This window comes from Streptomyces sp. NPDC046925, assembly GCF_040644915.1.
GTDB lineage: Bacteria > Actinomycetota > Actinomycetes > Streptomycetales > Streptomycetaceae > Streptomyces.
This window is the reverse complement of the sequence record NZ_JBEYWZ010000002.1, coordinates 391,006-410,632: the sequence shown is the minus strand read 5'-3', so window position 1 is coordinate 410,632 and position 19,627 is coordinate 391,006. Positions and strand designations below refer to the sequence as shown.

Here is a 19,627-nt window from a genome sequence, read left to right as displayed (position 1 = left end):
GTAGGAACCGGCTGCGGTAGGAACCATCGAGGGGCAGTCAGCTGGGGCGGGGGAGCCAGGCAGGCGCACTGCTGCCGCGGGGGACCAGGATGTCGCGGAAGCGGCCGGGGGTCCTGGACATGACCACCTGGTCGGTGACGCCTTGGTAGTGGCCGCAGGGAGTGTCGGCGGTGAAGGTGTCCGGGTCGAGGTAGGCGTGGGGGGAGCCCGGGTCGGGATCGAGGGCGGTCTCGCGGGCGTAGGTCCGGTCGAAGACGCCGAGGCTGAGGATCCAGGCGGCGATACGGGTGAGGTTGAGGGTGACGCGGTAGCTGCCGCCCTCGGTGGCGCGGCGCATCAGGGCGGCGAGCGCGCCGGTGGTGGCCAGCCAGGACAGGACGTAGTCGTTGACGACGCTGATGTAGGGCAGGCCCGGCGTGCTGGTCGGCCCGGCCGTGACACCGTCCTCGCCCTCCATCAGCATGATGCCGCTGAGCGCCCCGGCGGTCTGGTCGAAGCCGACGCGATGCGCCCACGGGCCGCTCTCACCGGCGAGCGAGAGGCTGACGTGGATGATGCCGGGCCGGATCGCCGCGGCCTGTTCGGCACTCAGGCCGATCTGCCGCAGATAGCCGGGTCGGCGGTTGGCGTAGAAGAGGTCGGCGTCACAGAGGAGTTCGCGGATCTGCGCCCGGCCCGCGGGGCCGTAGGGGTCGATGGTGGTGGAGCGGACACCGACGTTGGCGCTGTTGTACGTGGAGTCGTGCTCCAGCTCGTTGGGCCGCCAGATGTTCAGTACGTCCGCTCCGTGCTGGGCCAGGTCACGCCCGACGCCGGCGCCCGCGATGATGTGGCCCATGCCGAGCGCGCGTACGCCCGAGAGCGGTTGGTCGGCGGTGGGGGCGAGGGGTTCGGGCTCGCTGTCGCCGATCTTCTCGATCTTGATGAGCGGTTCCTGTGCGATGTGCTCGTACGCCGGTTCCACGAGGAACTCCTCGGTGGTTCGCAGTACGGGCATCACCACGCCGATCTCCTCGCCGGCCCGCTCCAGGTCGGTGGCGTCCCACCGGGCGACGGCGTCGGCGACGGCCTGCTTCTCGGGCCAGGTGCGCAGGAGCTTGTAGACGGCGTTCTTGATCTTCGGGTACGGGTTGAGCGGCATCACCCAGCGGCCGTCGCGTGCCCGGTAGAAGTCGAAGCCGAGCGGGTTGGCCGGGTCCGAGGGAGCGCCGCCCGGATAGCCGTTCAGCAGTTCCCACTTCTTGTCGTAGAAGGGGCAGAGCCGGTGCGGGGCCTTGCGCAGGTCCATCGAGATGTCCTGGCCTTCGCCGCCGCGCAGGCGCCAGAGTGCCGCCAGGGCAACGGACTTGGCGGTCATGCCCAGGGCGGGCACGGCGCCGAGGCGCATGATGCTCGGGACGATCGGGTCGCTGCCGATGAATTCGATGCTTCCGCCGCTGTCCTCGGGCCGGAGGCCGACCGAGGCGAGGACCTCGCGCAGAGCCCGGTGGATGTCGAAGCCGTCGTCGCGGGTGAGCGGGTGGGCGATGGCCTGCTGGATGCGGTCGGTGAGTTCTTCGGCGCTCATGGGTGCTGCCGCCTTTGCGTGGTGCGTGGTGCGGATGTCGGGGCGGGCTCGATCCGGGAAGCGGCCGCGCGCCGGCTCTCCGGGCGGCGCATGACCGTATTCAGTTGTAATGTGCAACACGAGCGTAATCCCGGGCTGCCGGTGATGCAAAATGCAACTCACGGTGCGGGCTGGGACGAGGAAAGGAAACAGCCAAGTGGCCGATGCCGACCGCGAGATACAGGCCCTCGTCCGCGAGCTGGTGACCCTCTCCCGGCGCTTCCGGGCCAACGCCGAGCGGCTCCACCCCGACCTGAGCTTCGTCGAGTACTCGCTGCTGTCCGAGATGGCCGAACGAGGCGGGGCCCGCGCGCGTGACCTGGTCGGCCTCTACGGCATCAACAAGTCCACGATCAGCCGCCAGGTCGCCGCCCTGCACCAGGCGGGCCTCGTGGTACGCGAAGCCGACCCGGACAACGCACGCGGCCAGATCCTGCACCCCAGCGACCGCGGCCTGGAACTCCTCGCGCACGCCGACGCCCTGATGCACCGCGAGGTGGACACCCGCACCGAGGCCTGGTCCCCGGACGAGGTCAGGGCCCTGCGCGGCCTGCTCGCCCGCTACAACGACGCTGCCTCCGCCGTCACCGAGGAAGCCCGCACCCGGCAGGAGAGATGACGCCCGCTAGGACCGTGTCGCCTTCTTGCACTCGTCCCCGGAGCTCTCGCCCCGCGCGACCGGCGCGCTGCGGTCATACGGGTCGGTCTCCGAACCGGTCGCGTCCTCCGGGTGGTCCGTGCCGTAGGGCGGGCGGAAGTAGCCGGTGGGGGCGCCGCAGCCGCCGTTGGTCATGTCGTACTTGTACGAGAGGATCGAGAACGTGCCCGGCTCGATGTTCACCTTGTCGGGGTCGCTCCAGCTCAGGACCAGTTCGCGCCGGACGATCGTGCGCACGATCCTGTCGTCGCCGCCCGCGTCCGCGCGTGCGGTGGGGTAGACGAAGGTGACGTCGGCGGTCACCTGGAGCGCGCCGCGCTCGCCCTCCCGGTAGGTGAGCAGGCCGCGGGTCTTCACGACGTCGCCGACCAGGCGGGTGCGGGAGGGCTGGAAGCGGCTGAAGAGGAAAAGGGGGTCGTTCTTCTCGCTCGGGGCTCGGAATGCGGTCTTGAGGAAGCCCTGGATGTCCTCCTGGAGCGGGTTGATCCGTGCGATCGCCTTCTCGGGGCGCTCGCCCCGCAGTACTCCGCGGTCCAGGCCGGACGCGACGAGGAAGTCCCGGCTGCGGGCGAGGGCCCGCTCGACCTCGGCCTCGCTCATCCAGCCGACCGCCTTGGCCTTCGGCACGGTGATCCCCGCCGCTCCGTTCGCCCATCTGGCCGCCGGCGAACCGCGGAACGGCTCGTCCTCGGTGGGCCGTTGGGCCGACCCCGTCGGAGGAGCCCCGGTCGGGCGGGCGGTCTCGGCCGCCAGGGGCGGAGAGTCGGAGTCGTCGCCGCTGAACAGGTCCACCACCCGCCCCGGCGCGAGCGCCACCACCAGCAGCACCAGCGCGGCAAGCAGCCCGGCCACGTACCAGCCCGTACGCCGCTTGGGCCGCGCGGGCGTGTGGGTGCGCCATCCCTGCGGGGCGCCGGGCTCCGCACGCAGCCGCTGCGCCACGTCGCGAGCCCGCGCCGAGGGTTCCTTGGGGGCGTCGGCCGTACTCTCCACCGACTCGCGCAGAAAACGCTCCCACTCCTCGTCGGACGTGGACGAGCCATCCGGCTCCGTACCCGCACCCATCCCCAACCCCCCGGCACTCAGCAGACCGCAGCCCACTCCCCGGGGGCGCGCGTCCGCATAATCGCACAAGTTGCGGAAGACGAGGCCGGCCGAGTGGGCGGCGTGAGTCGGCCTGATTTCGACCGGCGTGCCACGCGGTGTTCGGGGGTAGGGCGATCTGGACCACCGGACCGGCACGTATGTGTCATGTACCGAACATTCGCGCATCCTCGTGGTGCGCAAGAGAAGGGCGACGACGCCATGAACCGATCCGCCTTACAGGGCTCGCTCCGTGTGAGCCTCGCGCTGGGCGCAGCCCTGGTGTCGAGCGTGCTGTGCGCCGCGTCGAGCGCGGCGGTGCCCGCGGACACGAGCGGCGTCGCGCAAACGAACCCCGTCGCGCGCACGGGGAGCGAACGCGCCTGCCCCATCGTGTACTTCGACCTGGGCGAGACCCTGGTGCACACCACCGAAGACGAAAGCACCGGCTACCGGCCCGGCGCCGCCTCCTACCTGCGGGCCCTGCGCGAACGTCACATCAAGGTCGGCCTGATCACCAACGTCCCGTCCTCCTGGGGTGCGACCGATGCCGAACGCGCCGCCCGCCTGAAGAAGGAGGTGGACGCCACCTGGCAGGGTTCCGCGCCCTTCGCGTGGAAGGACTTCGGCGACCGGATCCTCACCCCGCGCACCGAGGCCGAACGCAAACCGGCCCCCGCCCTGTGGCAGCGGGCGAAGGCCGGCTCGGGACACTGCCGGGTCGTCTACCAGGCGGAGACGGCCGAGGAGATCACGGTCGCCTCCTCGTTGGGCTTCGTGGGATACCAGGTCGACCGGCCCCACCGGCCCGCGTTCCTGCCGGTCGGGCTGGTCGACCAGCTGGGCCACCGGTCCGGCTGATCGAAGCCCGTGCCCCGGCTACGACCGTGACCTGCCGCGTTCACCTCGGTCCGTGTCCATGGCCGGGGCCTCGGCGTGTACGGGCAGCGCTCCGGCGGGCCGCTCCTCCTGGCCCCGCTTGATCACCCCGCTGCGCAGCAGCAGTTGGAAGGCCCCGAGCAGCACCGCCGTGGCGAGGGCGCTGTGCCACAGCAGGGCGTCCAGGTGCCCGGCGGAGAGATAGGCGCCTGCGGCGACCGCGGCCAGCGCGCACACCGCGCGGTCCACGATGCTCTCGACCGAGAGGAGCGTGGCGCGCGGGGCGTTGGCGGGCACCGCGTCGTTCACCAGCTTGCGCTGGACGGGGTATGCGAAGCCGGTCGCGCCGGCGAACAGGCACAGCAGCGCCACCACGGCCCACGGTCCGCCGAGCGTCATGGCCGCCAGGGTGCCCGCGAGCACGAGGCTGAGGATCGAGACCCAGGCCACCGGCGGCAGCCGGCGGCTCAGCCACTGGGGGCGGGCCGATGCCACCGCCTCCGCCACGGTCATCGCGGCCAGGACACCGCCGTGCGAAGCCTCGGCGATGCCGTGGTCCAGGAGGATCGGCTGGAAGAGGTTGACCTGGCAGATCCGGGAGAGCGTGAAGAGCGCCACGCCTTGGACCATCACCAGGGCCAGCCACCGCGACGAGGCGACGCAGCGCAGTGCGGAGCTCGCGTCGCGCAGGAACGCCCCGCCCCTGCGCCCGCCGTCCGCCCGGTCGGCCGCCTTGCCCGTACCGCCGCCCTGCCCCGCGAGCCGGGGCAGCGCGACGGCGCAGGCCAGGGAGCCCGCAGCGCTCGCGGCGCTGAGCACGTACGGCGCCGAGTGGGCGACGGCCATGAGGGGACCCACCAGCGGCCAGCACACCACCTTCGCCGCGAGTCCCAGGGCCCGCGCGGTGCCCTCCGCCTTCAGGTAATGCTCGTCGCACCCTTCGGCCCGCAGACCGTCGTACAGGTAGGCGCTCGCCGCGCCCGAGGTGAGGGAGCGGCCCGCGGCGATGGCCAGGAAGTGGAGCAGGAAGCCGGTGTACGAGGCGCTGATCACCGGCGCCAGGTTCGCCGCCGTCATGACCACCGCTCCGGCCCGCAGGCAGTTGCGGGTGCCGATCCGGTCGGCGATGAGGCCGGTGGGGATCTCGAACAGGCAGAAGGCGACGTAGTAGATGCTCTGGATGCCGAAGATCTGTCCGTCCGAGAGGCCGGCCGACTTCTGGAAGGCGTAGAACACCGGCATCCACCACAGCAGGTTGAACAGCAGCTGGAAGCCGTAGTTGAGGTGGATGATGCGGCGGGCGGTGTGCGTCAGGCCGGTGTTCTTCTCCAGCCGGTCGGAGCGCGCCATCACAGCGCGTACGGGCGGATCTGGACCAGCCGGAAGTCGCCCTGCTCGGTCATCAGCCACTCGATGTCCAGCGGCTGGTCCACGTCGGTTTCGCCGGACTCGGATCCGCCGAGGCCGGCCCCGCTGAAGTGCGACTGCAACAGCCGCCCGGTCAGGGACAGGTCGGCGAGGCGGGCCCGCGTGGCGGCGGGAAGGCCGTCGCTCCAGGAGCCCAGGGCGACGGTGCGGCCGCCGCCCTCCACGGTGTTGTAGAGGTACTGCTGCGGCAGGACCGACCCGTCGACGACCTGCTCGGGGGAGCCGGGGGAGCAGTTGAGGTAGACGTTGCGGAAGTCCTCGCGGCGGGTGGGGTTGCAGGTCACCAGGACGCCGCCGAGGGAGGCGGGCACGTACTCCTGGATGATCACTCCCATGTAGGTGTCGTCCAAGGAGATGCCGACCTGGTGACGCAGGCGCACGCTGCGGGGCGAGACCAGGGAGGCCCACACCTGGCGTACGGCGTCCAGGAGTTCGCCGGTGCCGTGGACGGTGGTGACGGAGTCGTAGACCCCGGCCGCGGAGAATCCGGGCAGGTCCTCGGCGTTGGACGAAGAGCGCACCACCAGGCGCCCGCGCGAGTCGTCGGCGGCGGGGAAGGCCTGGCTGAGCTGCCGGGTGACCGCATCGGGCACGGGCGTGCTGCGGATCAGGTGCTGAAGCTGCAGGCACAGCGAGTCCAGGACGTCGGTGGCGTCGAGTTCGAGTGCCATCTTGAGCTTGCCGATGCCCTGCTGGAGGGCGGGGGACGAGGCCAGGAACCGCTGCTGGAGGGCGAAGGGCAGGGCGACGCCCTGCGGGGCGTCGACGGCTCCTGCCACGAATTCGGCTGCCTTGGCGCGCAGTTCGCCCGTGGCGGGCGCGTTCAGGCCGAGGCGGGCTGCCAGGTGCCCCAGGAGGTGCTCGCGCGGCGGGCGGGGCCGGCCGTAGAAGGCGGTCAGGTCGGCCGTGCGGCTGTCGAGCACGTGGTGCAGTTCGCCGAGGTTGGCCGCTTTGGTGCCGTAGCGGTCGCGGTCGGCGCTGCGCAGCCGGTGCAGGGCCAGGACGGGGGCGTCTTCGAGCAGGGGCGGTTCGAGGCGGATGCGCTGCTGGTGCCAGGCCGGGGCGTGCAGGGCCGGTTCGTGGTCAAGGCGTTCTAGGGATATCTCGTCCTCGCGTACCCGGTAGCGCACCCATGCGCCGTCCAGGGCGTCCTTCTCGACGAGCTGTTCCAGATCGCGCACGATCGCGTTGGGTATGCCCCAGCCGGAGGCGAGGACGTTGGTGTGCGAGAGCGGGGTGATGGGCGCGGTGTTGAGGAATCCGGCCACCCGCGGCACGTCGTCGGGCAGGCAGGGCATGGCCACGATGTCCGCCCAGCCGAGCGAGCCCTCGGCCGCCGTGTAGGCCTCGTGGGTAGCGAAGAACCGCAGCCGTCCGGTGGCCTCGCCGGCGTTCAGCGGTGTCCGGGTCCTGGAGCCGAAGAGTTCGTGGCTCAGGATGCGCGGCACACGCAGTTCGCTGATGGCCGCAAGAGCCTCCTCCTGCCCGTGGTTGGCGGGCTTGAGCAGCAGCGGCAGCCTGCCGTCGACGCGTGTGCGCACGAACTCGTAGAAGAAGTCGAGGAGTTCGCCGTGCATGGTGTCGGCCTCGGTCGTCTCCAGGACGAGGAAGGTGCGTTCGGGCCCTTCCGTCTCCTGCTCGGTGTGCAGGGACAGCACGCCGAGCAGGAAGCGGCGCCCGGGGTCCATGTAGACGGAGGCGTTGAACGCGTCCAGATCCGCGTCCAGGGCGCTGAGTTCCATGCCCAGGACGCGGGTGGCGATGTAGTTGACGTGGAAGGGGTGCGCGGCGGTGTCGAGCAGGTGCCAGGTGTTCTCGGCGCGGTCGACGACGACCTTGAGGTAGGGGTGCCCGGCCAGGACGCCGGAGAGGGTGCGAAAGAGCGGCAGGGAGAGGTTCTCGCCGATGACCGTGCGGTCGGTGACCGGCTCGGCGGGGCCGGTGAACAACTGGGCGGTCATGCCGAGACCTCCTCGGGCTGCGCGGCGGGCAGTACCCGGGGCAGGGCACTGACCAGGGCTTCGAAGTCGTGCAGGACGGTGCGCGGGTCGGTGGCGGAGAGCAGGCACAGGGCGGCCATGGTGTTGGCGCCGGCGGCCGGGTCGTACACCGGCACGATGCTGCCGTCGGCCAGGGAACTCTCCGCGACCACCGACAACTCGCTGCCGGGGCTGAGGGGCACGCGCCCGGACACGACGGGGAAGTCCCAGACCCTGCGGTCCTGCCAGGCCTCGCCGTCGCCGTCGACGGCCAGGACGACCAGGGAGCCCGCCGCGCCGCGTGCCTGCGCCGGGGTGAGGCAGTGCCCGGGCCAGGTCACCGGGCGGTCGAGGAGGTGGTCGACGAGCATGCCGATGAGGTCGAGCCCGAAGACCTCCTCGATCTGCGGCACGGTCATCGCGCCGCCGAACCGGGCGGCCGTCTCGATGAGCCACATGCTGCCGTCGGCGCCGAGCTTGATCTCGGTGTGTGTCCCGCAGTCGCGCAGGCCAAGGGCATCCACCGCGCGGCGCGCGAGATCCACGATCCGGTCCTGGGCGTCTTGCGGGAGCAGGGCGGGGGTGATGCCCGCACGTTCGGTGAAGGGCTCGATGGTGGGCATCCGGCCGCTGAGGCATACCGGGTGGAAGGTGCCGTCGGCGACGACGCCCTCGACGCTGACGTAGTCGCCCCAGCCGGGCTCGTCGAACCAGTGCGCGGCGGTGCCGGTCACGATCTGTTCGACGACGAAGTCCGCCTCGGCCTCGGCGACATGCAGTTCCGCGTACCCCAACTGGGCTGATTCGGCCATCACTTCGCGGGACCGGGCCCAGGCGGCGGATGCCTCGTGCGGGGAGCGGATGATCTGGTGTGCGGTGGAGCCCGCGCTCCAGGCGGCTTTGAGCAGCAGCGGGCCGGGCAGCGCCCCGGCCGCCGCGTGCAGGTCCGCCTCCGTGGTGACGGGGCGGAACTCGGGCTGCGGCAGGTCGTGTTCCAGCCAGGTGCGGCGCATCAGCCGCTTGTCGCGGGCGAGCGCGGCGGCACTGCCGGCCCCCGCGAGGCCGAGCGCCTGGCAGGCCTCGGCGACGGCCACGACCGCGTACTCGGAGAAGGTGAGCACCGCGTCCGCGCCCACGGCCTTGGCTTCCGAGACGATCAAAGACACCAGGTCGGCGCGTTGCGCGTCGGACGGCATGGCGATCGAGGCGCACAGGCCGCGGGCGGAGTCCGCCACGGTGGGAGGAAGAGCGCTGAGCGCCAGCAGGTGCACTTCCGCTCTGGCGGCCGTCCGGGACAGGACGTGACCGAGCGGCGGACCACCCTTGGCATGCACTAGCAGCACCTTGCTCACTGAAATTCGTCTCCCGATTCGTCCGGTGGGTACGCATCGCCGTCGGCAGCGGCGATACCTGCGGATCCGGGGGAAATCCCCCGGCATCCATGTGGCGGGGTGTGTTCACCCGCTTACTCAAGGGGACCAGTCGGCGGGGGCGTGCGGAGCCACTGCGGGCGCCTGCGACTCAGGCAAATGCCTGAGTCGCGGGGCGAGTCGGGTGGTTGTGGCCGACCACCCTTTCGGGACATCGGCCGAGAACCGGGCGTGCGCCGGGCCGGTGCGGGTTGTCCAATGCGCTGTGACTGTGCGTCAGCCAGTCGTACACGGACGGAGACCGCTGTGGATGATTCCAGCCTCAAGGCACTGCTCGAGCACCTTCCCGTGTTCTGGTGGGAAGTCGACGAGGCGTGGCGGGTGCTGGAGCGGGGCGGCGGCGCGTTCGCCGATACGGACACCGCGCAGCGCTTCCTGGACCGGATGCGCCAGGAACTCGCGGCGCCGGGGCAGCCGTCGCGGGAGGGCCGCAGGCAGGCCCGGTTCGACGGCCGCACCTTCGACGTCAGCTGGCCCCTGCGCGAGGGCGGAGTCCACAGCAGGGCGCGCGGCCTTGCGGTGGAGGTCGATGCCCGGGCCGTGGCCCCGCGCCGCTACGCGGCCTTCGCGGAGCTCGTGGACCTCGCCCCGGCAGCCGCCTTCATCCGCGACTGCGAGGGGCGCTACCTATGGGCCAACCACGCCTACGCCCACCTCTACAACACCGTCCCGGAGCACCTGGTGGGCAAGTGCATCGAGGACTTCGACGCGCCCGCCGAGGCCGACCAGTTCCGCGCCCTCGACCAGGAGATCCTCACGCGCGGGACGGCGGTGCGCCACACCCTGGGCTACCGGCGCCCGGACGGCAGCGCGGGCCGGGCGGTGGGCCACCGTTTCCCCGTACGGGAGAACGCGCAGACCTGCGTCGCGGGGATCTACGTGGATATCACCGACCACCTGCGTGCCACACGCCGGCGCCAGGAGGCGGAGGAGAACCTGCAAGCCCTGCGTGACCACAGCGGCCTGCCCTGCGCCCTGCTCTCGGTGAACGGACGCGTCGTCGAGGCGAGCGCGGCGGCCGCCGAACTGTTCCGTCTGAGCCTGCCCGATCTGGTCGGCCGCCGCGCGCACACCCTGCTCGCCCCCGAACCCGATCTCGACCTGGAGCGGCTGCACCGCCGGTGGAACGGCCTGATAGCCCGCCGTGTCAGACGGGTGGAGACGTCCGCGGTGCTCGTCGACACCGAGGGGTTGCAGCGCCGGGCGCAGCTGCATCTGACGACGATCGGCCATTCCGCGGGCCGGGCCCGGCACGTCTGGGCCGTGGTCACCCATCAGAGCCTGGCCCACGAGGCCCATCCGGCGCTGACAGCCGCGCAGATCCGCATCCTGTCCCTGCTGGCGGAGGGCAGCAGCAACGGCGACATCGCCGCCTCGCTTAATTTGTCGCGGCAGACGGTCGACTACCACCTCAGCCGCCTGCGCCACCTTCTGGGCGCCGCCACCCGCCCCGCCCTCGTGGCCCGCGCCTACGTGCTCGGCATCCTCGCTCCCCGTGCCTGGCCCCCGCGTTCGGCGACGGCGGCGCATCCGCTCAGCACGGTCTGACGTACGCGGGCTGTCCGACCCTGCGCAAGATCGCAAGAACTTGATGGAATCGAGCAAGAAATTCGCGTCTTAGGCGGGGTCTGAGCGTGTCTTTGGTGTGCCCCGCCACCTCGCTGGCCAGGGGTGTGGCGGTAGCGGGGGCTGCGCAAGCAGAACTGCGCTGAGTCGACCGGGAGTTGCATGACGTGCGCGAAGCGTTGACATTCCTGTGGCGTACGGCAAATCTGTGCTCTCGTGGGAGCAAGAAATCGACTGGATGCAGAAAATGTCATATACACCCGTGTCGGCGAAGCTTCCGCTCCTCCCCGTGCTGCGCCGCCACGGCGCACCGCGGCACCCGCAGCCCCCGTGGAACAGAGGACGCCATGAGATGGAAGCAACGCAGCCGGCGGCTGATCACCGCCGCGCTCAGTGCCGGACTGATAGCCCTCGGCCTGGTGCCCGCCAGCGCCGGCGCGGCCCCCGCGCGCCCCAAGGCCGAGCCCGCGAACCTCGCCCTGAACAAGCCGATCGAGGCGTCCTCGTCGACGCAGAACTACTTCGCGACCAACGCCAACGACAACAGCACGAACACCTACTGGGAGTCGAGCGGCCACCCCTCGACGCTGACGGTGAAGCTCGGCGCCAACGCCGACCTCGAATCGGTCGTCGTCAAACTCAACCCCGACGCGGCCTGGGCGACTCGCACGCAGAACATCGAGGTGCTCGGGCGTGAGCAGTCCGCCCAGGGCTTCAAGTCCCTCAAGGCGCGCGCCGACTACAGCTTCAGCCCCTCGGGCAACCGCAACTCCGTGACCATCCCGGTCAGCGGCCGGTACGCCGACGTCCAGCTGAAGATCTACAGCAACAGCTCCGGATACGGCGCCCAGGCCGCCGAGTTCCAGGTGATCGGAACCCCGGCTCCCCACCCCGACCTGACCATCTCGAACCTCACCTGGGATCCCGCCAAGCCCTCCGAGAGCGACAAGATCGACGTCAGCGCCACGGTGCGCAACACCGGCAGCGCGGCCGCCGCCGCGACCACGGCCGACGTCAGCCTCGGCGGCACCGTCGCGGGCAGCGCCGCGGTGCCCGCGCTCGGCGCCGGCGAGTCGTCCGTCGTCAAGGTGGACATCGGCAAGCGCGCGCAGGGCAGTTACACCGTGTCCGCGGTGGTCGACCCCACCGACACCATCGACGAACAGAACGACGACAACAACAGCCGCACCGCCGAAGACAAGCTGACCGTCAGCCAGAGCCCCGGCCCCGACCTCGAGGTCACCGGGATCACGTCCAGCCCCGCCAACCCCGCCGTGGGCGCCAAGGTCACCTTCGCCGCCAAGGTCCACAACCGCGGCACCAGCGGCGCCGGCGCGGGATCGGTGACCCGGCTGACGGTGGGCGACGCCACCCTCAACGGCACGGCCCCGGCCATCGCCGCGGGCGAGACGGCCACCGTGAACATCAGCGGCAGCTGGACGGCGACCAGCGGCGGCGCCACGCTCACCGCGACCGCCGACGCCACCGACACCGTCGCCGAGACCAACGAGAACAACAACGTCTTCGCCCGCTCCATCGTGGTCGGACGCGGGGCGGCCGTGCCGTACGTCGAGTACGAGGCGGAAGACGGACGCTACGAAGGCACGCTCCTGGAAGCCGACGCCGAGCGCACCTTCGGGCACACCAACTTCGCCACCGAGTCCTCGGGCCGCAAGTCGGTGCGGCTCAACTCCACCGGCCAGTTCGTGGAGTTCACCTCCACCAGCGCGGCCAACTCCATCGTCGTACGCAACTCCATCCCCGACGCGCCGGGCGGCGGAGGCCAGGAGAAGACCCTCAGCCTCTACGCGGACGGCAAGTTCGTGCAGAAGCTGAACCTCTCCTCCAAGCACAGCTGGCTGTACGGCAACACCGACCAGCCCGAGGGCCTGACCAACCGGCCCGGCGGCGACGCCCGCCGGCTCTTCGACGAGTCGCACGCCCTGCTCACGCAGACCTATCCGCAGGGCACCAAGTTCAAGCTGCAGCGCGACGCCGGGGACGACGCCGCGTTCTACATCGTCGACCTGGTCGACCTGGAGCAGGTGGCGCCCGCCGCGAGCAAGCCCGCCGAGTGCACCTCGATCACCTCCTACGGGGCGATCCCCAACGACGGCATCGACGACACGACCGCGATCCAGAAGGCCGTGACCGCCGACCAGAAGGGCGAGATCGCCTGCGTGTGGATCCCCGCCGGGCAGTGGCGCCAGGAACAGAAGATCCTCACCGACGACCCGCTCAACCGCGGCCAGTTCAACCAGGTGGGCGTCCGTGACGTCACGATCCGCGGCGCGGGCATGTGGCACTCCCAGCTCTACACGCTGACCCCGCCTCACGAGGCCGGCGGCATCAACCATCCGCACGAGGGCAACTTCGGCTTCGACATCGACGACAACACCAAGATCTCCGGTATCGCCATCTTCGGCTCGGGCACCATCCGCGGCGGCGACGGCAACGCGGAGGGCGGCGTCGGCCTCAACGGCCGCTTCGGCAAGAACACCAAGATCAACGATGTGTGGATCGAACACGCCAACGTGGGTGCGTGGGTCGGTCGCGACTACAGCAACATCCCCGAACTGTGGGGACCGGGCGACGGCCTGGAATTCAACGGCATGCGCATCCGCAACACCTACGCGGACGGCGTGAACTTCACCAACGGCACCCGCAACTCCACCGTCTTCAACTCCTCCTTCCGCAACACCGGCGACGACGCGCTCGCCGTCTGGGCCAGCAAGTACGTCAAGGACACCTCGACGGACGTCGGCCACGACAACGCCTTCCGCAACAACACCGTGCAACTGCCCTGGCGCGCCAACGGCATCGCGGTCTACGGCGGCTACGGCAACAAGATCGAGAACAACCTGGTGTACGACACCATGAACTACCCCGGCATCATGCTCGCCACCGACCATGACCCGATCCCCTTCACCGGGCAGACGCTGATCGCCAACAACGGGCTCTACCGCACCGGCGGCGCGTTCTGGAACGAGGACCAGGAGTTCGGCGCCATCACCCTGTTCGCCCAGGGCCCCGACATCCCCGGCGTCACGATCCGCGACACCGACATCCATGACTCCACCTACGACGGCATCCAGTTCAAGACGGGTGGCGGTGCCATGCCGGACGTGAAGATCTCCGACGTGACGATCTCCAAGTCCAACAACGGCTCGGGCATCCTCGCCATGGGCGGCGCACGCGGCAGCGCGACGCTCACCGACGTGACGATCAGCGGCTCGCGTGACGGCGACATCTTCAAGGAGCCCGGATCGCAGTTCGTGATCAACGGAGGAGGTGCCAAGAAGTCCTCCGTCCGGGCGTTCACCGCCCGCTAGCGGCGACGCCGACCCCAGTAAGCAGGAAGAGCCGCCCGTCCCCGGTCAGCGGGGGCGGGCGGCTCACCGCTGCCCTCCTACTCCTCCCGCAAGCGCTGTGCCGCCGCGCGCCCCGTCGCGACGCACGCGGCGACGCCCACCCCCTCGTACAGAGCCCCGCACAGCTCGACACCGGGCAGCTTGCCGACCGCCTCACGGATGGCGGCGACACGGTCCGCGTGCCCCACCTCGTACTGCGGAAGGCCCTGCGGCCAGCGCGTGACCTTCGATGCGTGCAGGTCGCCCAACGGGCCGAGGGCCTGGCTCAGTTCCGTGCGGGCGAGGGTGACCAGGCGCCGGTCGTCGAGGCCGAGCAGATGCTCCTCGCCCACCCGGCCCACCGAAGCGCGCAGGATCAGCTTCGAGGGCGCCTCCTCACGCTGCCAGGCCCACTTGTGGGAGAGCAGGGTGGCCGCTTTGATCGTGCGGCCGTCCACCGGCGGGACGAGGAAGCCGTTGAGGTCCGGCGAAGGGCCGTCCTGCCACCTGCGGGCGAACGCCATGGTGACCACGGCCGAACCGGCGTAGCGGACGGCGTCGAGCTCGGCCTCGGCGGCCGGGGAGTGCGGGCCCAGGAGCGTGGCCGCCGCGTGCGCGGGCAGCGCGACGATCACCGCGTCGGCGTCCAGCGTCGCCGGACCGTACTCGGTGGCCGCGTGCACCCGCCAGCGGCTGCCCGCGGCGCGCTCCAGGGAAAGGGCGGTGCTGCTGGTGAGGACGCGGGCCCCGCTCGCGGCGGCCACCGCGCGCGGCAGCCGGCCGGTGCCGCCCGCGATGCCCCGCACCACGCTCGGCTTCGGCCCCGGAGCCGTGCGCCGGCCTTCCCGGCGGCGGCGCAGAGCGGCGAGCAGGGACTCGTCCGAGGCGGCGACGGGAGCGAGGAAGGGCAGCGCCGAGCGCAGCGAGAGCTGATCGGTGCGGCCCGCGTAGATCCCGCCGAGCAGCGGCTCCACGAGGCGGTCCACCGCTTCCTGGCCGATCCGGGGCGCGAGATAGCCGGCGATGCTGATGTCGGTTCGATCGGTTCCGTTGGTTCCGTCGGCGAGGACGGGGTGCGCCGGGATCGCTTCCTCCCGGGCGAGCCTGGCAAGCCCCTCGTCGGACAGCAGGCCGCTGCCGGAGAGGTCGGCCGGGTCCGCGGGAATGCCCATCACGTGACCCGCGGGCAGCGGACGCAGAGCGCCTCGCGTCCAGAAGGTGACGGGAGCCGGCTCCGGGTCGCACAGGCTGTCGCCGAGACCGACTTCCTCCGCGAGGCGCACGGCTTCGGGGCGCAGCGCCATCACGGACTCCGCGCCCTCGTCGACGGGGATGCCGGCCAGGGTCCCGATGCGCAGCTTGCCGCCGACGCGGTCGCCCGCCTCCAGGACGGTGACGTGGGCCTTGCCGCGCAGCTCCCAGGCCGCGGCGAGACCGCTGATGCCGCCGCCGATGACGATCACTGAGGGCACGTGGACTCCTTGGAGTAGTCAGGGGCATCCGTCGCCCCCGGCTCGTACGCACACCACGGGTCCGCCGCCAGGTAGTCCCCGGTGACGGCGTAGGCCCTGGAGCGCGAGCCGCCGCACACCGAGCGGTACTCGCAGCGGCCGCACTTGCCGCGCAGCTGTCCGGGGTCGCGCAACGCGGTGAACAGCGGGGACGTGCGGTAGATGTCGGTCAGCGGGCGGTGTTTGGCGTTGCCCGCCGACAGCGGCAGGAAGCCGCTGGGCGTGACCTCGCCGGTGTGCGAGACGAAGACGAAGCCACGCCCCGAGGAAACATCCATGGGCGGCCGTCGGTTCGTCCGCCGCTCGCCGTCGAAGAGCCCGAGCGCGGCGGCCCGTGCCGTCAGACGTGCGTGCAGTTCCCCGGTGCGGGGAGTCTCGCCCCGCTCGGCGAGGGCGGTCCGCTGGAGCACGACGCGCCGGAAGTGGTGGCCCTCGGTGGTCTTGGTGGCCATGAACGCTCCGCAGTCGTAGAGGAAGTGCAGGACGTCCTCGGTCTCGTCGGCGCCGAGCGAGGCAAGATCGGCGCCACGGCCGGTGGGCACGAGCAGGAACCCGGACCACAGCATGGCCTTCTCGCGGCGGACGAGAGCGGCGATGTCGGCCAGGTCGTCGAGGCTGTGCCGCGACACCGTGGTGTTGATCTGCACCCTCAGGCCGAGGTCGCGGGCCGTGCGCCAGCCCCGAAGCGTCAGGTCGAAGACCCCGTCGACGCCCCGGAAGGCGTCGTGCCGCGCGGCGGTGGACGCGTCCACGCTGAGCGAGAGCGCGACGGCGCCCGCGTCGCGCACCGCCGTCAGATTGCGCCGCGTGAGGGTGGGTGTGCCCGACGGCGACACCGCGACCCGCAGGCCCAACTCGGTGCCGTACGCGATGAGATCGGCAAGGTCCGGGCGCTGGAACGGGTCGCCGCCGGTGATGACGAACAGCGGATGGGGCCGGCCGAACGCTGCGATCTGGTCCATCAGGGCGCGGGCCTGCGCGCCGTCGAGTTCGAAGGGGCTGCGCCGGGTGTTGGCCTCGGCCCGGCAGTGCAGGCAGGCCAGCGGGCAGGCCCGCGTCGCCTCCCAGATGACCAGGAAGGGCCGGTCCGCGACCGTGTGCCGGGGCGTGCGCACGAGCTTTCCGGGGTCGGCCGGTGCCGGGGCTTCAAGAGCGGCGGTCATCGGGCCCGCTCCCAGCCGCGCCGCTCCGGGCGCGGGGTGAGGCGGTGCGGGTCCCGGCTGCGGTAGACGACGAAGGGCCGGAAGACGTACCGCACCGGGGCGCTGAACATGTGCACCAGACGGGAGTAGGGAATGAGCGCGAAGAGGGTGAAGCCGAAGAGGATGTGCAGCTTGAAGGCCAGGGGCGCGCCCGCCATCAGCCCGTAGTCGGGGGAGAAGGTGAACAGGGAGCGGAACCACGGCGAGATGCCCTCGCGGTAGTTGTAATCGCCCGTCGCGCCCGTGGAGTTGAGGATCGTCGCGAGGAGCCCGAGGACGATCGCGCCGAGCAGGAAGGTGTACATCAGGTGGTCGCTGCGCAGGGTGGCACGGCGCACGGCGGGCACCGAGAAGCGGCGGTAGACGAGCACGCCGATCCCGGCGATGGCGGCGGCGCCCGCGACCGCGCCGGTGCCGACCGCCACCAGGTGGTAGGTGTGGTCGCTGACGCCGAACGCGTCGGTCCAGCTCTGCGGGATCAACAGGCCCACCACATGGCCGAGTACGACGAACAGCATCCCGAAGTGGAACAGCGGGGAGCCGATCCGCAGCAGCCGCGACTCGTGCAGCTGGGAGGAGTGGCTGGTGCGGCCGAAGCGGTCGTAGCGGGCGCGCCAGACGGTGCCCGAGATGAGCAGCGCGATCGAGACGTAGGGCAGCACGCCCCACAGGAGGAGATCGGTCATGCCGACGGCCTTTCGGGGATCGCGTGGTCAGCGGAGCGGGCGGGCCAGGGCAGGTCGATGACCGCCCCGAAGGGCGTCGGCGGTGAGCCGATGCCGACGAGTTCCTGCGGCGGCCCCTTGCGGGCCATCGCCTTGGCCTCCTCCCTGGTCTGCGGGGAAGGGCCGGGCAGCGTGGTGCACAGCGCTTCGAGGACCGCCGTGTAGGGGGTGTCGGCCGCCGCTACGGCAAGGCGCAGCAGTTCGAGTCCGACCCGGTGCTCCTCGAGGAGGGCGGTGCCCGCCTCCGGGCGGCGGGCGGCGAAGTCCAGGACGACGGGCAGGAAGTCGGGCAGTTCCTCGTCGGCGTACCGCAGACCGTGCTCGCGGTAGATCTGCTTGACGCGCACGAGGGACATGCCGCGCCTGCGGGTGTCGCCGTCCGCCCACCACGTGAGGTAGAGGCAGCGGCGGTTGCGGGTGTCGAAGGTGGCCGTGTACTGCGCGCACAGGTCGAGCGGCGCGGTGGCGGCGACGTGATCGAGGAACCCGGACAGGAGCGCGGCGGCTTCGGGCGAGGCCTCGTCGAGCGCCTGGCGCAGGGCGGGCAGCTCCGCGTACAGCCGGGTCTCGGGGTACTCCAGGCAGCGGCCGGCGATCAGCCGGGTGACGTCGTCGGCGGTGACCGTCGAGGTCGCGGGTGCTGTGGCGGGCGCGCTCATGCGGTCCTCCGGGTGGCCCCGAGGTTGAGCAGGACGCGTGCGGGGGCTCCGGCGGCATCGGGGAGCCCCGCGACCGGGCAGGACGCCTGCGCCGCCGGATCCGGTGCGTCCAGCGGATGGGCCTCGGCCAGCGCGTCCGCGTCCGCCCGCGCCGCGCTGGGCACCACGAAGCGGTCCTCCAGTTTGGCCACGGCGAGCAGCCGGAACATGTCGCGCATCTCGACGCCCGTCAGGCCCACGGCCCGTGCGACGCTCTCGTCCGGCTCCTCGCCGAGATTGATGCGCCGCATGTAGGCGCGCATGGCGGCCATCCGGTGCAGCACGGCGTCGACGACGGCCGTGTCGCCCGCCGTGAGGATCTCCGCCAGGTACTCCACCGGGATGCGCATGGCGTCGATCGCCCCGAAGAGGTTGCCCGCGTCCTCGCCGTCGTGCCCGGTCGCGGCGACGGCCTCGACGACGGGGGAGAGCGGCGGCACGTACCAGACCATCGGCATCGTGCGGTATTCCGGGTGCAGCGGCAGCGCGACCTGGTAGGTGGCGATCAGGTCGTAGACGGGGGAGCGGCGGGCCGCCGCGAGCCACTCGTCGGTGATGCCGGACGCGCGCGCGGCGGCCTGCACCGCGGGGTCGTGCGGATCGAGGAAGCACTCCAACTGGCTGGGATACAGATCGTGTTCGTCCTCGACGGCGGCCGCTTCGGCGACCTTGTCCGCGTCGTAGAGCATGACCCCGAGATAGCGCATGCGGCCCACACAGGTCTCCGAGCACACCGTGGGCATACCGACCTCGACGCGCGGGAAGCAGAAGGTGCACTTCTCGGCCTTGCCGGTGGCGTGGTTGAAGTAGACCTTCTTGTACGGGCAGCCGCTGACGCACATCCGCCAGCCCCGGCAGGTGTCCTGGTCGACCAGGACGATGCCGTCCTCGGAGCGCTTGTACATCGCGCCGGAGGGGCAGGCGGAGACGCACGCGGGGTTGAGGCAGTGCTCGCAGATGCGCGGCAGGTAGAACATGAAGGACTGCTCGAACTCGAAGCGGATCTTCTCGCCCACCTCGTCGCGGATCTTCTCCACGACCGGGTCGCGCGGCCCGTGCTCGGGCGCGCCGCCCAGGTTGTCGTCCCAGTTCGGGCCCCATTCGATCTTCTCCATGGGGGCGCCGGTGACCTGCGAGACGGGCCGGGCGGTGGGCAGGTCGTCGCCTGCCGGGGCCTCCGTGAGGTTCTTGTACTCGTAGCTCCACGGCTGGTAGTAGTCCTCGAGTCCCGGCAGGTCCGGGTTGGCGAAGAGGGTGCCCAGGCGCTTGGCACGCGAGCCCGAGCGCAGCCGCAGCTTGCCGGAGCGGGTGCGCTCCCAGCCGCCCTTCCACTTGTCCTGGTCCTCCCAGCGGCGCGGATAGCCCTGGCCGGGGAGGGTCTCGACGTTGTTGAACCAGACGTACTCGGTGCCCTGCCGGTTGGTCCACGTCTGCTTGCAGGTGACCGAGCAGGTGTGGCAGCCGATGCACTTGTCGAGGTTCATGACCATCGCGATCTGTGCCATCACGCGT

14 protein-coding genes are annotated in these 19,627 nt (G+C 71.2%); 4 read left to right on the top strand and 10 right to left on the bottom strand.

The window, feature by feature from the left end; translation table 11 throughout:
• Nucleotides 1-37: 37 nt before the first annotated feature.
• A complete protein-coding gene (locus ABZ906_RS08225; protein WP_361379050.1) occupies nt 38-1,567 on the bottom strand; it encodes a CoA transferase in 1,530 nt (509 codons plus the stop codon).
• Between the two features lie 196 nt (nt 1,568-1,763).
• Between ABZ906_RS08225 and ABZ906_RS08220 the strand changes: the two genes are divergently transcribed.
• Complete coding sequence (locus ABZ906_RS08220; RefSeq protein WP_361379047.1) at nt 1,764-2,225, top strand: MarR family transcriptional regulator; 462 nt, start codon at nt 1,764-1,766, stop codon at nt 2,223-2,225.
• A 6-nt stretch (nt 2,226-2,231) separates the two neighbouring features.
• Here the strand turns inward: ABZ906_RS08220 and ABZ906_RS08215 are convergent, their stop codons facing one another.
• Complete coding sequence (locus tag ABZ906_RS08215; RefSeq protein ID WP_361379044.1) at nt 2,232-3,329, bottom strand: hypothetical protein; 1,098 nt, start codon at nt 3,327-3,329, stop codon at nt 2,232-2,234.
• 240 nt (nt 3,330-3,569) lie between these two features.
• Here ABZ906_RS08215 and ABZ906_RS08210 point away from each other — a divergent pair, with 240 nt between their 5' ends.
• A complete protein-coding gene (locus ABZ906_RS08210; RefSeq protein WP_361379041.1) occupies nt 3,570-4,208 on the top strand; it encodes a hypothetical protein in 639 nt (212 codons plus the stop codon).
• An 18-nt stretch (nt 4,209-4,226) separates the two neighbouring features.
• Here the strand turns inward: ABZ906_RS08210 and ABZ906_RS08205 are convergent, their stop codons facing one another.
• From ABZ906_RS08205 to ABZ906_RS08195, 3 genes are read right to left on the bottom strand one after another with little or no spacing between them, the layout of a single operon-like run.
• The gene (locus ABZ906_RS08205; RefSeq protein WP_361379038.1) at nt 4,227-5,576 is read right to left on the bottom strand and encodes an MFS transporter; all 1,350 of its coding nucleotides are present in this window, start codon (nt 5,574-5,576) and stop codon (nt 4,227-4,229) included.
• Complete coding sequence (locus tag ABZ906_RS08200; RefSeq protein WP_361379035.1) at nt 5,576-7,615, bottom strand: PEP/pyruvate-binding domain-containing protein; 2,040 nt, start codon at nt 7,613-7,615, stop codon at nt 5,576-5,578. The genes ABZ906_RS08205 and ABZ906_RS08200 overlap by 1 nt, the downstream gene beginning before the upstream one ends.
• Nucleotides 7,612-8,985 carry an ATP-grasp domain-containing protein gene (locus ABZ906_RS08195; RefSeq protein WP_361379032.1) on the bottom strand — a complete coding sequence of 458 codons (1,374 nt, stop codon included), beginning with the start codon at nt 8,983-8,985 and terminating at the stop codon, nt 7,612-7,614. The genes ABZ906_RS08200 and ABZ906_RS08195 overlap by 4 nt, the downstream gene beginning before the upstream one ends.
• A gap of 324 nt (nt 8,986-9,309) precedes the next feature.
• Here ABZ906_RS08195 and ABZ906_RS08190 point away from each other — a divergent pair, with 324 nt between their 5' ends.
• Nucleotides 9,310-10,611: a PAS domain S-box protein gene (locus tag ABZ906_RS08190; RefSeq protein ID WP_361189988.1), complete on the top strand. Its 1,302-nt coding sequence runs from the start codon at nt 9,310-9,312 to the stop codon at nt 10,609-10,611.
• Between the two features lie 365 nt (nt 10,612-10,976).
• A complete protein-coding gene (locus ABZ906_RS08185) occupies nt 10,977-13,961 on the top strand; it encodes a CARDB domain-containing protein (RefSeq protein ID WP_361379029.1) in 2,985 nt (994 codons plus the stop codon).
• Between the two features lie 77 nt (nt 13,962-14,038).
• On the opposite strand, the gene hemG is transcribed toward ABZ906_RS08185, so the two are convergent.
• The 5 genes from hemG to narH are packed head-to-tail and all read right to left on the bottom strand — an operon-like array spanning nt 14,039 to nt 19,620.
• Nucleotides 14,039-15,451, bottom strand: coding sequence for a protoporphyrinogen oxidase (hemG, locus tag ABZ906_RS08180; protein ID WP_361379026.1), 1,413 nt, complete (start codon nt 15,449-15,451; stop codon nt 14,039-14,041).
• On the bottom strand, nt 15,439-16,653 hold the full coding sequence (locus ABZ906_RS08175) for a TIGR04053 family radical SAM/SPASM domain-containing protein (RefSeq protein ID WP_361379023.1): 1,215 nt from the start codon (nt 16,651-16,653) through the stop codon (nt 15,439-15,441). The genes hemG and ABZ906_RS08175 overlap by 13 nt, the downstream gene beginning before the upstream one ends.
• The gene (narI, locus tag ABZ906_RS08170; protein WP_361189979.1) at nt 16,650-17,378 is read right to left on the bottom strand and encodes a respiratory nitrate reductase subunit gamma; all 729 of its coding nucleotides are present in this window, start codon (nt 17,376-17,378) and stop codon (nt 16,650-16,652) included. The genes ABZ906_RS08175 and narI overlap by 4 nt, the downstream gene beginning before the upstream one ends.
• Nucleotides 17,375-18,076 (bottom strand): nitrate reductase molybdenum cofactor assembly chaperone, encoded by a 702-nt coding sequence (gene narJ, locus ABZ906_RS08165; protein ID WP_361379020.1) that lies wholly within the window; start codon nt 18,074-18,076, stop codon nt 17,375-17,377. The genes narI and narJ overlap by 4 nt, the downstream gene beginning before the upstream one ends.
• The gene (narH, locus tag ABZ906_RS08160; protein ID WP_361379017.1) at nt 18,073-19,620 is read right to left on the bottom strand and encodes a nitrate reductase subunit beta; all 1,548 of its coding nucleotides are present in this window, start codon (nt 19,618-19,620) and stop codon (nt 18,073-18,075) included. The genes narJ and narH overlap by 4 nt, the downstream gene beginning before the upstream one ends.
• Between the last annotated feature and the right edge of the window lie 7 nt (nt 19,621-19,627).